Below are 12,358 nucleotides of genomic sequence, written 5' to 3'. Positions count from 1 at the left end.
AACTCACCCCTCAGCCTAACCTGAACCTTATTCTCGGATCGACCCAGGCAAGCATAAGATCGGCCAGAAGATTACCTATAACCAGTAGAACGGCCGACAGAAGAAGCGTAGCCATGACCAGAAATAGATCCTGAGCGTTCAAAGCCTCTATGACAAGCCTACCCATACCGGGCCAGCCGAAGACCGTCTCTGTGAGGACGGCTCCGCCAGCGTAGCCATGACCAGAAATAGATCCTGAGCGTTCAAAGCCTCTATGACAAGCCTACCCATACCGGGCCAGCCGAAGACCGTCTCTGTGAGGACGGCTCCGCCGAGGAGTCCGGAAAGTGCATAGCCAAATATAGTCACTATCGGGTTTATCGCGTTTCTTACGGCGTGCTTGTATATAACATTCTTCTCAGGCATGCCCTTTGCCCTGGCGAAAAGGACGTAATCCTGCCTTAGCTGGTCGAGGAGTTGTCCACGCATCTGTCTCATGAGCCCTGCCAGCCCCGAAGTGCCGAGCGTTACCATCGGTCCGACAACGTGCCACAGGTAATCGCCTATCTTCCCGAAAAAGCTGAGTTCGTTGAAGTTCTGTGATATCAAGCCGCCTATTGGAAACCAGCCAGTTTTAGCCGACATAAACAGCCATAGTAAGGCGAAAAAGAAGTTTGGAATGGAGATACCTATGAATGCGAGAAAGGAGAAGGTCTGGTCGCTCAACGAGTACTGATGAAGCGCCGAATATATACCCAGAGGTATGGCGATTCCCCAGGTGAAAATCATTGTGGTTATGCTGAGAAGCAATGTAGCACCCAATCTCCTCCACACCAGATTGAAAACGGGCACTCTATAGGTGAACGAGTATCCAAAATTTCCCGTTAAGACGTTTCCAAGCCATTTGAAATACTGAACAAAGACGTTCTGATCGAGCCCGAACTGTCTCTCCAGAAGCTTCAGCTGATCTCTGGTGATAGAAGGGTTCATTCTATAGGCATCCAGAAAATCACCCGGAGCGGCCGAGATGATCAAGAAGGCTAGGACCGAAACCCCTAATAAAACAGGAATGGCCAGTATGAGCCTTCTCACTATATACTTAAGCACCTTTTTCCCTCCTCAACACTGCGAAGACGTTCCATCATTACCGAAAGCGGGAGGGAAAACCCTCCCGCATCAAATCAAAGAGACTATCAGTCTTTCCAGAAACCCTCTACCTGGTACAGAATGCCGGTCGCAGGGCTCAGCTGTGGAACCGACAGATGGAAATTGCCCTTGTGTACATAGAGGAAGTTCTGAGCCATCGTGAAGACAACTGGCTGGTACTCGGCGAAGATCATCTGGAACTCGGCGAAGAGATTGTACCTGTCCTGATCGACAACCGCGGAAGTCTGTAGTCTGTAGATCTCGTCGACCCTCTTCTCCCAGTCGGGAAGAATGTACATGTCTTCAGTTATGTGGTCTTCTTCATTGTAGGACGGCGGATAGTTCCAGAAGTGGAGACCACCGTCGAGTCTGTAAACGTTCCAACCGGTTCCGGGATCGACCGAGCCTGTGAGACCTATAACAACGGCTTCGTAAGTGGCGTCAAGAAGTCTACTAACCACGGTATTGAACTGAATAGGCGTGAAATTGACCTTTATTCCGAGTTTCGAAGCTCCGTCAACTACGATATTACCGATGGCTTCACGTGTTCTGTTTCCTGCGTTTGTCAGGAGCTCAAACTCCACCTTGTTACCCTTCGAGTCAACGAGCGTACCGTCAGGCAACCAGTCGAAGCCACCCTTCTTAAGCTCGAGTCTAGCTCTGGTTATGGAGTACTTGTAGTTGTACTTCTCGATCTCGGGGTTGTAGAAACCACTCGAGGGAGAGACCGGTCCATAGAGAGGAGAACCGAGTCCGTTGTAAAGAGAATCGATGATCGACTGTCTGTCGAGAGCGTAAACGAAGGCCTTTCTGAAGTATTCGTTTCTGAACCACTCGTTCTTGATAGGATCCTTGGTGTTGAAGTTGAAAGTTATAAACTCCGAGCCGAGAGCCGGTCCACCGACACCTGTAACCCAACCCTTTTCAGCAGCCATCTCGGCAAGTCTCGGGAATTGCTCGGCGCTCGGGCCGTAAATATCCAGCTCACCAGCTTCGAATCTCAGAAGGGCGGTGTTCTGGTCGCTGATGATCTCGTAGTTGACTTTGTCTAGATAAGGAAGCTGAACACCGTTTGCATCTACTTTCCAGTAATTGGGGTTTCTCTCGAAAACGATTCTGACGCCTTCGACATACTCGGTCATTATGTAGGGACCCATTCCGACGAGCTTGTCAACGTCGGCTATCGTCCACTGCTCGGCATAGGTTCCGTTCGCGACAGCCTCGCCTAGAATGTGTTTCGGAACTATCGTCCTGAAACCGACCTGTCTCAACGCGGTCACCATCGGAACGGTCCAGGTGAAGGAGATAGTTGTATCGTCAACTATCTTCACAATGGGGAGCTGATCGTTCGAGTCCATGTAAGAACCATTTCCGTTGGCCGTCTGTTCCGGATTCAGCGCTACATCCACGAAGTTCCAGTAAACGTCGTCAATGGTGAATGGAGTTCCATCGGACCATTTAATTCCTTCCCTGATCTTGACGAAGAAGGTCAGTCCGTCGTCGGAGAACCACCATTCCTTTGCAAGGCCTTCCTGGGTTGGCATACCGCCTTCGTCGGCTTCTAACAACGTAGCATGGATAAAGCCCAGTGGAACGGTCGAGCTTGTTTCCTGCGCCCAATCGATGTTAAAAGATTTGGGATCACCCAGTCCCCAATAATAGAAGGTTCCTCCGGGCTTTCCGTTGAAATTTTCTACTTTGTACTCCGGTGCCGCCATTAAAAATACGGCTACCAGAAGTACAGAAAGAAGCACTAGAAATTTCTTCATTACTTTTCCCCTCCTTGTTCTTGAGATGTGGAATAAAGATGGCACGCTACAAAATGCTTTTGATCCACCTTGAACATTTGTGGATATTCCCTGGTACATATATCCATCCTGTACTTGCACCTCGGATTGAAGAAGCAACCGGATGGCCTGTTGATTGGACTTGGAACCTGCCCACCAATTAGATCTTTCCGATTGCGTTTTTTGTTCGGATCGGGGATCGGGGCCGCCGCTAGCAAGGCTTTAGTGTATGGGTGGAGCGGAGCGTCGAATATCGACTCACTATCGCCCTGTTCAACTATTCTTCCGAGGTACATAACAGAAACTTCCTGACAGATGAATCTCACGAGCGCAAGATTGTGAGAGATGAAAACATAACCCGCATTCAGCTGCTCTTGAAGCTCTTCGAAAAGGTTCACTATCTGTGCCTGAACTGAAACGTCCAGAGCCGAGGTAGGTTCATCGAGAACTATCAACTCGGGATTTACGCTTATAGCCCTAGCCACGGCTATTCTCTGTCGCTGGCCTCCACTGAACTGGTGGGGGTACCTATCCACGTGATAAGCCTTAAGACCAACTTTTACGAGAAGGTCTTTGACCATGACTATCGCATCATCCATTTTTTCAGCAATTTTGTGGAAGAGAAGCGGTTCGGCGAGCATCTGTCCGACGGTCATCCTCGGGTTGAGCGACGACATCGGATCCTGAAAGACTATCTGCGCCTTTCTTCTCAACAATCTCTTCTTCTCTTCCAGGTTCTCGAAAAGAGTGTTCAGCGTTTTTGAAGGATTTCTATCGGACTTCACAAAAACGTCGTGTATCTTTTTCTTGTACGTTTCGAGCCCGCTTCCATCGCCATCGAAATCTGGATTTTTGAAGTACTTGGACTTCAGATATTGGAGAGCCCTTTTGCGCTTCATGAAGTAGAAGGTCGTATCTTCCTCATCTATTAGCATCTCTCCGTCGGTAACTTCGTGCAATCTGATAATCGATTTGCCTATCGTAGTCTTTCCACAACCGGATTCTCCAACTATTCCAATCGTCTTCCCGCGGTCAACGGAAAAAGAGACGTCATCTACGGCTTTGACAAAGCCTACTACTCTCTCCACGAGGAAGCCTTGCTTTATCGGAAAATACTTTTTCAAATTTTTGACTTCGAGAAGCTTCATCCTTGAGCCTCCTTGACCAGCCTGACTTTTCCTGCGATTGGATTCCAGCATCTGACAAAATGATTGTCGCCCATCTGCTCCATTTGTGGAAGATCCCTGTAACACTTTTCTCCAGCTCTGGAACAACGCGGAAGAAAGGGACAGAGATCCGGTGGATTGAGCATCACTGGCGGCTGGCCTGGAATTGGAAGAAGCCTATCCAGTTTAACATCGAGTCTCGGGATGCATTCAAGCAACGCATTTGTATATGGATTCATAGGGTGCTCGAAGATATCTTTGGATTGTCCCATCTCCATCTGATAACTCCCGTACATCACGGTTATTTTCGTGGCGATTTCGGCTATTACCGCCATATCGTGAGTGATGAACATCATGCTGCTGTTGAACTGTTCCTGAAGATCCTTCATCAGCTCCAGTATCTGAGCCTGAACGGTGACGTCAAGGGCGGTGGAAGGCTCGTCGGCTATCAGTATATCGGGGTCGCACGAGAGCGCTATCGCAATCACCACCCTCTGTCTCTGACCTCCGGAAAGTTGGAAGGGGTAATCGTTGATCCTCTCAGACGGTTTAGGAATACCCACCTGTTCGAGCAACTTGACGGCCCTTTCCCGGGCTTCCTCCGCCGTAATACCCTTGTGGTGTACAATGGTCTCTATCATTTGATTGCCTATGGTGTACATAGGATCCAGAGAAGTCATAGGATCCTGAAAAATCATTCCGATGTGCTTGCCTCGTATTCGTGAAAAACTCTCTTTGGGAAGCTTGGCGAGATCTATGTATTCCTTTTCACCGCTCTTCGAAAACTCGTCGGTTAGAAAGAGTACCTCTCCACCCGCTATGAACCCCGGATTGTCTATCATTCCAGCGATAGCCTTTACCGTAACGCTCTTACCAGAGCCGGTCTCTCCCACAATACCCAATACTTCATCGCGATATAAATCAAAAGTGGCATCCTGAACGGCTTTAACAACACCTTCCACCATTTTAAAATGTGTGGAAAGATTTTTAACCGAAAGGATCGGTCTTTCTTGCAACCAAATCACCTCATATTCGTCTTTCGAGATATCACCCACGGAGCGGAACATACCTTACTGTATAATTATTACATATATTTGCATATAATATCAAGTGGCTGGAGGCGATGTATGTTAGAAGCAATAAGGGAAATAAGGTTCGGAGACAGTACTACCTTGATCGGAATTTGTTACGGTAATGTTTATGTTGATGGCGAAGGTGGACAGCTAGGTGACAGGGGGAGTGTTGACGGTCATAAAATACTTTCGATAAAAAGGGATGGAGAACTTTGCTCGATAGAGATAGAAGGTTTCATTCAAAGAAAAGCCGGAGAGACCGTTGATATCGAAATTGACCTCGGTAGGAGAAGAGATATCTCCGTTCAGCACACCGCCCAGCATCTTCTTTCGGCCGTTTTCGAAAGAGAGCTCGGAGCAAGAACTGTAGGATTCCAAATGGGTGAGGAGTATTCTACGATCGATCTCACCATATCTATTCTCACCAACGAAATGCAGGAACTGGTTGAGAAAACATCGAACTCTTTGATTGGAGAGAATAGAAGCGTAAGAATCGAGATAATGCCAGGTGAAATCGCCGGAAAGCTAGATCTGAGAAAGGCCATCAGCGAAAAAGTAGTGGAAAGTGGCAAAGATATAAGGATCGTCACCATAGAAGGTATCGACAAGAGTGCTTGTGGAGGCTTCCACGTGCAATCAACTGGTGAGTTGAGGGTACTTAAAATAATTAAACGAGAAAAGGTCAAGGGAGATCTGACCAGAATCTTTTTCGTTGCCGGTCAGAGAGCCCTGCTGGATTACTACAGAAAGCACGATTTGATCGTCAGAGCTTCTTCTATTTTGAGCTGCGGCTATCTCGATCTTCCCGACCGTGTCGACTCGCTGGTGGAGGAAGTCAAAAAAGCAAAGGCGACAGTTAGAAAACTCACTGAGAGAGTCGCGCAGAACGTTGCGCGGGAATTGAGCCTGACAAATGGAGAAACTCTTTTCATCGAAGATAGCGAAGAGATAATCTCATTGATTCCAAAATATATAGAAAAGGAGAAGTACCTGTTCGTTGGAAGGTTTGGAGACAGGGTCTTGCTTTCTAGCAAAGGGGTAGACTGCGGAGCGATCGTGACTTACCTAAAAAACAAACTGGAAGTTAAGGGTGGGGCAGGAAAGGAAAGGGGACAGTTTATCTTCTCTGGTGAAAACTCACTTTTAAAAGAAAGTATATTGGAAGTCACTGCTAATCTGCAAAAGGCTGGTGAAAAACGTGAAAACAAAGATTCCACCCAGTAGCGTTGAATCTGAAGAGGCCGTTCTCGGGAGCATACTGATCGATCCCGATGTCGTTCCAGATATCATGGAGCTTCTCACAAGTCAGGACTTTTACCTGAGAAAGCACCAGCTGATTTTCGCTACGATGGAAAGGCTCTTCGACGAGGGGAATCCCGTCGATATCGTCTCTGTCACCGAGAGGTTGAGAACATCCGGATCGCTCGAAGAGATAGGAGGAGAAGTTGAACTTGCCAAACTGGCCGATCTCGTACCGACCTCGGCCAACTTCTCCTATTACGCGAAGACGGTCAAGGAAAAATCTCTTCTAAGATCGCTGATAACTGCGGCCAGCTCTATTGTGGAAAGCGCTTACGAAAACGGTGATACCGACGAGATTCTCGACAACGCGGAGAAGGCCATATTCCAGATCACGGAGTCGCAGGTTTCCAAGACTTACCAACCCATAGGCAAGATAATGCACGAAGTCTTTCAGAACCTCGAAAAACTCAAAGAGAACGCCCTCAGCGGAAGAATAACCGGAGTAGCCACCGGTTACAGAAAACTCGACGAGACGACTACCGGTTTCAGACCTTCCGATCTTGTGATAGTTGCGGCGCGTCCTTCTATGGGAAAGACCGCCTTTGCCTTGAGCATCGCCTGCAAAATGGCGCTGGAGTTCAGGATCCCGGTGGGCATCTTCTGTCTCGAGATGTCGAAAGAACAGCTCGCTCAAAGGCTTCTGTGCAACGTCAGCAATTTCGAGCTCTCAAAACTGCGCGCCGGCGATATCAACAACGAAGAATGGAAGAGACTCACAACGGGAGCCAGTGTTCTACAGACGGCGCCGATAATCATAGACGACGAACCTTCCCTTGATCCGCGGACGCTAAGGGCCAAGGCCAGGCGCATAAAGATGGAACACAACATACAGGTACTTTTCGTTGATTATTTGCAATTGATGCACACCAAGGGCAAAACCGACAACAGGCAACAGGAAATATCGGAGATCTCGCGTTCGATGAAACTCCTGGCTAGAGAGTTGAAAATAACTGTGGTTGCCCTCTCACAGCTTTCGAGGGCCGTTGAACAGAGAGAGGACAAAACACCTCGTCTCAGCGACCTGAGGGAATCGGGTGCTATCGAGCAGGATGCGGATACGGTGATGTTTTTATACAGAGAAGAGTATTACAAAGATAAAAGCGAAGTCAGCGACATGCCGCAGGTTACGAAGATAATTATCGGCAAACAGCGAAATGGACCGGTGGGGACGCTAGAAATGGTTTTCAATCCTAAGACGGTGACCTTCTACGAAAAGGCTTTCGAGGTTGAACGATGATTGTAGCCAGGGGATTGACCAGGAGGTTCGGCACTCTTATCGCCGTAAACAACCTAAACCTCTGCGTCAAGAGTGGTGAGATTTACGGCTTTCTCGGACCGAACGGAGCCGGCAAAACTACCACGATCAAGATGCTAACCGGAGTCATGGAACCGAACTCCGGCGAGATAGAGATCGCCGGTTTGAAGATGAGAGAATCGGGAATGGAAATAAAAAGATTGATCGCCGTGGTTCCCGATGAGCCGAAGATGTACGACAATCTGAAGGGAATAGAATTCGCGATGTTCATAATCGATATATACAGGCTGCCCAAGAGAGAAACCCTGAGGCGTCTTTACGAGATCGCAGAAATCTTCGATATCGATTACCTGGGCAAGTACATAAGCGACTATTCTCATGGAATGAAACAAAAACTGATGGTTTCTATCGCGCTCATGAGGAACCCATCGGTTATATTTCTCGACGAGCCAACAGTGGGACTGGACGCTGCGAGTGCCCGCAAGCTCAAACTCATGCTGAGGGAGATGGCCAACGGGGGGGCCTCCATCTTTTTCACGACTCATGTGCTAGAGGTTGCCGAGAAAATGTGTGACCGCATCGGAATCATCGACAACGGAAAGCTGATAGCAGAGGGTACGTTGAACGAGCTTAGAAGCCAATCGGGGAAGATGGAGTACTCTCTCGAAGAGCTTTTCCTTGACATGACCGAAAAAGGCGAGAACCTTTACAGTAATGAATCGGGAGAGTGATGGCCTTGAAATATTCGACTCTGGTCGTTGCCACAGCCGAAACGGTCGTCTCGATTCTGGCGGTTATGTCTTTCTTTCTGGCGAGCTCATCCTATACAGGAACGGTCCTTTTCTTTTCGTTGATCATTGGTCTCCTGCAACTCAGATCGATCGTACCGGTTGACAATCCGGGCAACCTAAGGAGGACGCTTCCAGATATAATCAAAAGACCCGGTACACTGCTCCTGATTGCACTTACGTCCGTCTCTACCGGTGAGACCTGGTATTTTGGGATACTGGCGGTCCTGTGCATGTTATCACTGGTTTTTTCACTTGCATTCGTATCTTTCATTTTTTTAAAAAGAAATCTCGTCGTTCTGGAATCATCGATCGTTGCTCTCCTTGGAACCGGTCTCGTTGTTCTGGGTATTATCGACAGAGATTTTTTTGGTGGATTCTTCCCTGGAAAATATCTTCCCTCAGGCTGGATATATTCGGTGGCCGCCGGCGATCTCATGGCGGCGATTCTGGTCATGGTTCTATCGGTATGGTTGGTCAGGATGAGATATAGATCTCAAATCTCTCGATAATTGGACGTAAAACATAGTGTTAACTCTCTTACCACTTTCGGGTAGTATCATATAAGAGGAAAATTCAGAAGGGAGTTGAAAATATGCAGATATCTCTTGATCAATTTCTCAGTGCGATAATGGCTAGGGTGGACAACCTCGAAGCTACGATAGACGATCTGAGAATGAGAACAAACATCGCGATGCGACTGGTGAAGTTTATGGCACCGGATTTCACCAGGGACGATGTGAAAAAAGCAGTCGAAGAGGAACTCGAAGTCACAATGAACGCCGGGCTCATGGAGGAGAACGAGCGCGGTGAAGAGATCACGGATAGATTGACCGATAACATCTACGACTGGCTTCAGGGTGACGTATCAGAACTCAAGGAAAGGATGGACGAATACCGCAAGAAACTGCAGGAAGCAATGGAAGCCGAGAAAAGCAAGGTTATCGACGTGGCTCCGGCCAGCTTCGTCAATCAGCTCGGCCAGGAAAGAGGCCCAAAAAAAGGGAAAATACTCTTCTGATAAAGAAACGAGGCGCTTAAAGCGCCTCATTTTTTTATGTACTCTTGAAGTAACTTCAGTGTGTTATCGATGGCTTTGTAGTGAGTTCTCTCGTAGCCGTGCGACGCTTCGACGCCCGGTCCCAGTAGTCCGAACCTGACATCGTATCCGGCACGTAACGACGCTTCGACGTCCGATCCATAGAAGGGATAGATATCTACCCTATAATCGGCACCGGCCCTTTTGGCGGCATCGATGAGTTTTTTCACTGTCTCGCCATCGTAGGGACCGCCGGAATCTTTGGCACAGATGGAAACCACATATTCGTCTGTATTTAGCGTGTCGCCCACTGCGCCCATATCGACAGATATTATCTCCTCAGAGTCTTCAGGCATCGCAGCCGAAGCACCGTGTCCGACCTCCTCGTAGTTAGAGAAAAAGAGGTAGACCTTCCGACCGCATTCCAGCTCTCCGGTGGAGACCTTTCTGGCCAGGCTCATCAGAATGGCTGCGCTTGCCTTGTCGTCGAGATGTCTGGTCTTTATGAAACCACTGTCGGTAACTACGGCTCTGGGATCGAAAGAAATGAAATCCCCGGCCTCTATTCCAAGCTTCTCGAGATCGGACCGGCAGGAGACCTCTTCATCGACCCTTATCTCCATGTTTGACATCTTTCGCTCCAGCGTTCTGGCGTTATCGAAGACATGTACAGACGGTGCAAGGCTTTGTATGGTTCCGGTGTAATTCTTTCCTGATTTTGTGTGAATCGTGCAGTTTTCATTCTCTATGCTGTTCATGGTGAAGCCTCCTACGTTGGTTATTTCCAGCCTGCCGTTAGATTTCAGAGACTTCACCATCGCACCCAACGTATCGACATGAACCGCTAGAACGAGCGGATTTCCCGAACCGCCGAGCTCAACCACCAGCGCTCCCTTTCTGGTTTTACGTGGCTCAAAACCCATCTCCCGCAACTGGTTTGCCACAAACTCGATTATTTTTTCCGTGAATCCAGAAGGGCTGGGAATATTCACCAGTTCAAGGATTTTCCTGATCGTGTAATCTTCAAGATACTTCAAGCCGCCTACCCCCTGTCCTTTTTATCTGAGCATTCCTTTGATTATCAAATCGGTCGCCTCTTCTTCGCTGAGGCCTTTCGACATGAGCGTCTCCATCTGCTTCACGTTGATCCTACCGATGGAAGCCTCGTGCGTCAGCTCAGCTTTTTCGTTTTTCACATACAGTTCCGGCACAGTACCGACCTCGACGGCATCTCCCTTTATTATCTCGTTGCATTCTATATGTCCCCTCGAGAAGGGCGCGTTCCCGTAAGCCTTGTTGATGATCTTGGCCTTGCTCTGATCTGTAGCAAAGACCGTGGTTTTGGCTATTCCCGAAGAACCCTCGCCGTTGAGGTTGATCTCCTCGTCGATCTCCAGATAGTCGTCTTCCCTTTCATAGACCTTGGATTCAACGTGTGCGGAAGCGTTTTTCTCGAGATCCACGTGCATTTTGACATAAAGTTTGCCCACGCGAGTCTTTGTGAGGTAGAAGAGGTTCTGAAACCGCCCGCCCTCTTGGACCCTGGTTCTGTAAGTGGCCATGACAGTTACACCACCGTCTTTGCTGTGCATATGCGTATCTTCGTACAGCATCTCCGCCCCTTTACAGACATTCGTATCCGCGATCATCGAATGCGTGAAGTTCTTTCCACTCGGGAAAACACAGTGAGAGATAAACTTCGCCTTCGAACCGTCGCCGATTCTGTTGTGAATGAGAACGGTCTGAACGCCTTCGGGTTTCAAGTATCCCGTGCAAAGGTGGATGGGGTTGTTAACTAAGATCCCGTCGTCTATATCAAGCCAGACTTCGACGCCGTTATCCAGTTCCTTTGCACTGAGATGGACTCCTTCGACGGTGTTTCTTCCGATAATCTTGTTTCCGCTAACGATTATCGACACTATGTCTTTTCTGAGAAAGTCCGATACATTCCCCCCAGACCTTTCGTATTCTTGCGCTATCGCTTTAAACTCACGTTCGTAACTGGACTCGATCATGTCGAAATGTCTCCTCTGACGGGCTCGTTTATGTGTTGGCATTTATCGCAGAGCTTTCTGTAAAACTGGACTATCTCTTCGGGCTCTCCCGATGCGAGCATTCTCCCGCCACAGAGAAGGTATGCTTCATCGGCCATCCGCGCTATCTCTTCGCGGTGGGTGATTATTATGACGGTCGTCCCTTTGTCTTTCAGTTTCTCGAGGACGTTTTCGATCATCTCCATTGACATTATATCTATACCGGAATCCGGCTCGTCCAGTATAACCACATGAGGGTCGACGATCATTATAGAGGCCAGCTCGATACGTTTTCTCTCGCCTCCGCTAAGGGTATCGTCAACGAAACGATCGAGGTAATCGCCGTTCAATCCCACCACTGCCAGCACTTCAAGCAACTCTTCGGAAGAGAGTCTTATCTTTCCACCGAGGGTCAGGTATTCCTTAACGGTCAACCCGGTGAACCTGGCCGGCTCCTGCCAGCCCAGCGTTATGCCTTTTTTTGCCCTTTCGGGTACCGACAGATCGTTTATCCGAACTCCATCCAGCACTATACTGCCGTCGTAATCGCGGTGGGATTCCAGTCCCATCAAAACGTACGAAAGCGTCGATTTACCCACGCCGTTGTTACCCAGAACGGCGTAAACCTTTCCCTTTTCGAACTGCGCGGACAGACAATTGAGAATCGCCCTTCCATCGCGAACCAGCTTTATATCCTTTACTTCAAGCATCTCATACCTCCAGGCATCGCTATTACTATCATAAGTCCGATCAATAACGTCAGCAATGCCAGATACATTGCTTATGTTAC

13 protein-coding genes are annotated in these 12,358 nt (G+C 48.5%); 5 read left to right on the top strand and 8 right to left on the bottom strand.

The annotated features are described in order from the left end of the window. Window positions 1-10: 10 nt before the first annotated feature. From MESINF_RS13740 to MESINF_RS08350, 5 genes are all read right to left on the bottom strand, one after another. Window positions 11-166, bottom strand: a complete 156-nt coding sequence (locus tag MESINF_RS13740; RefSeq protein ID WP_169699399.1) for a hypothetical protein — start codon at window positions 164-166, stop codon at window positions 11-13. Beyond that, window positions 148-1,086 carry an ABC transporter permease gene (locus tag MESINF_RS08365; protein ID WP_169699398.1) on the bottom strand — a complete coding sequence of 313 codons (939 nt, stop codon included), beginning with the start codon at window positions 1,084-1,086 and terminating at the stop codon, window positions 148-150. The genes MESINF_RS13740 and MESINF_RS08365 overlap by 19 nt, the downstream gene beginning before the upstream one ends. An 86-nt stretch (window positions 1,087-1,172) precedes the next feature. Next, window positions 1,173-2,894, bottom strand: a complete 1,722-nt coding sequence (locus tag MESINF_RS08360) for an ABC transporter substrate-binding protein (protein ID WP_169699397.1) — start codon at window positions 2,892-2,894, stop codon at window positions 1,173-1,175. Beyond that, on the bottom strand, window positions 2,894-4,060 hold the full coding sequence (locus tag MESINF_RS08355; protein WP_169699396.1) for an ABC transporter ATP-binding protein: 1,167 nt from the start codon (window positions 4,058-4,060) through the stop codon (window positions 2,894-2,896). The genes MESINF_RS08360 and MESINF_RS08355 overlap by 1 nt, the downstream gene beginning before the upstream one ends. Further along, window positions 4,057-5,094, bottom strand: coding sequence for an ABC transporter ATP-binding protein (locus MESINF_RS08350; protein WP_197712653.1), 1,038 nt, complete (start codon window positions 5,092-5,094; stop codon window positions 4,057-4,059). The genes MESINF_RS08355 and MESINF_RS08350 overlap by 4 nt, the downstream gene beginning before the upstream one ends. A 111-nt stretch (window positions 5,095-5,205) precedes the next feature. Here MESINF_RS08350 and MESINF_RS08345 point away from each other — a divergent pair, with 111 nt between their 5' ends. The 5 genes from MESINF_RS08345 to MESINF_RS08325 all read left to right on the top strand — a co-directional run bounded on the left by MESINF_RS08345 (window position 5,206) and on the right by MESINF_RS08325 (window position 9,517). Further along, window positions 5,206-6,375, top strand: a complete 1,170-nt coding sequence (locus MESINF_RS08345; protein WP_169699394.1) for an alanyl-tRNA editing protein — start codon at window positions 5,206-5,208, stop codon at window positions 6,373-6,375. Further along, window positions 6,350-7,690 carry a replicative DNA helicase gene (gene dnaB / locus MESINF_RS08340; RefSeq protein ID WP_231936684.1) on the top strand — a complete coding sequence of 447 codons (1,341 nt, stop codon included), beginning with the start codon at window positions 6,350-6,352 and terminating at the stop codon, window positions 7,688-7,690. The genes MESINF_RS08345 and dnaB overlap by 26 nt, the downstream gene beginning before the upstream one ends. Then, window positions 7,687-8,439, top strand: coding sequence for an ABC transporter ATP-binding protein (locus MESINF_RS08335; protein ID WP_169699392.1), 753 nt, complete (start codon window positions 7,687-7,689; stop codon window positions 8,437-8,439). The genes dnaB and MESINF_RS08335 overlap by 4 nt, the downstream gene beginning before the upstream one ends. A gap of 5 nt (window positions 8,440-8,444) precedes the next feature. After that, complete coding sequence (locus tag MESINF_RS08330) at window positions 8,445-9,008, top strand: hypothetical protein (protein ID WP_169699391.1); 564 nt, start codon at window positions 8,445-8,447, stop codon at window positions 9,006-9,008. Window positions 9,009-9,091: 83 nt separating this feature from the next. Next, window positions 9,092-9,517: a hypothetical protein gene (locus MESINF_RS08325; protein ID WP_169699390.1), complete on the top strand. Its 426-nt coding sequence runs from the start codon at window positions 9,092-9,094 to the stop codon at window positions 9,515-9,517. 26 nt (window positions 9,518-9,543) lie between these two features. On the opposite strand, the gene MESINF_RS08320 is transcribed toward MESINF_RS08325, so the two are convergent. The 3 genes from MESINF_RS08320 to MESINF_RS08310 are packed head-to-tail and all read right to left on the bottom strand — an operon-like array spanning window position 9,544 to window position 12,278. Beyond that, entirely contained in the window at window positions 9,544-10,572 is a 1,029-nt protein-coding gene (locus MESINF_RS08320) for a M42 family metallopeptidase (protein WP_169699389.1), read from the bottom strand. A 21-nt stretch (window positions 10,573-10,593) separates the two neighbouring features. Continuing rightward, entirely contained in the window at window positions 10,594-11,550 is a 957-nt protein-coding gene (locus MESINF_RS08315; protein WP_169699388.1) for a SufB/SufD family protein, read from the bottom strand. After that, window positions 11,547-12,278, bottom strand: coding sequence for an ATP-binding cassette domain-containing protein (locus MESINF_RS08310; RefSeq protein WP_169699387.1), 732 nt, complete (start codon window positions 12,276-12,278; stop codon window positions 11,547-11,549). Before MESINF_RS08310 ends, MESINF_RS08315 begins: the two co-directional genes overlap by 4 nt. Between the last annotated feature and the right edge of the window lie 80 nt (window positions 12,279-12,358).

Origin of the sequence: Mesotoga infera (assembly GCF_900157305.1) — a bacterium.
Classification (GTDB): Bacteria; Thermotogota; Thermotogae; order Petrotogales; family Kosmotogaceae; genus Mesotoga; species Mesotoga infera.
The sequence above is the reverse complement of the archived record's forward strand: the minus strand, read 5'-3'. Positions and strand labels throughout refer to the sequence as shown.

Coding starts and splice junctions, on each gene's coding strand:
- MESINF_RS13740 (WP_169699399.1), bottom strand. CDS start 166: ATGGGTAGGCTTGTCATAGAGGCTTTGAACGCTCAGGATCTATTTCTG.
- MESINF_RS08360 (WP_169699397.1), bottom strand. CDS start 2,894: ATGAAGAAATTTCTAGTGCTTCTTTCTGTACTTCTGGTAGCCGTATTT.
- MESINF_RS08355 (WP_169699396.1), bottom strand. CDS start 4,060: ATGAAGCTTCTCGAAGTCAAAAATTTGAAAAAGTATTTTCCGATAAAG.
- MESINF_RS08345 (WP_169699394.1), top strand. CDS start 5,206: ATGTTAGAAGCAATAAGGGAAATAAGGTTCGGAGACAGTACTACCTTG.
- MESINF_RS08335 (WP_169699392.1), top strand. CDS start 7,687: ATGATTGTAGCCAGGGGATTGACCAGGAGGTTCGGCACTCTTATCGCC.
- MESINF_RS08325 (WP_169699390.1), top strand. CDS start 9,092: ATGCAGATATCTCTTGATCAATTTCTCAGTGCGATAATGGCTAGGGTG.
- MESINF_RS08315 (WP_169699388.1), bottom strand. CDS start 11,550: ATGATCGAGTCCAGTTACGAACGTGAGTTTAAAGCGATAGCGCAAGAA.
- MESINF_RS08310 (WP_169699387.1), bottom strand. CDS start 12,278: ATGCTTGAAGTAAAGGATATAAAGCTGGTTCGCGATGGAAGGGCGATT.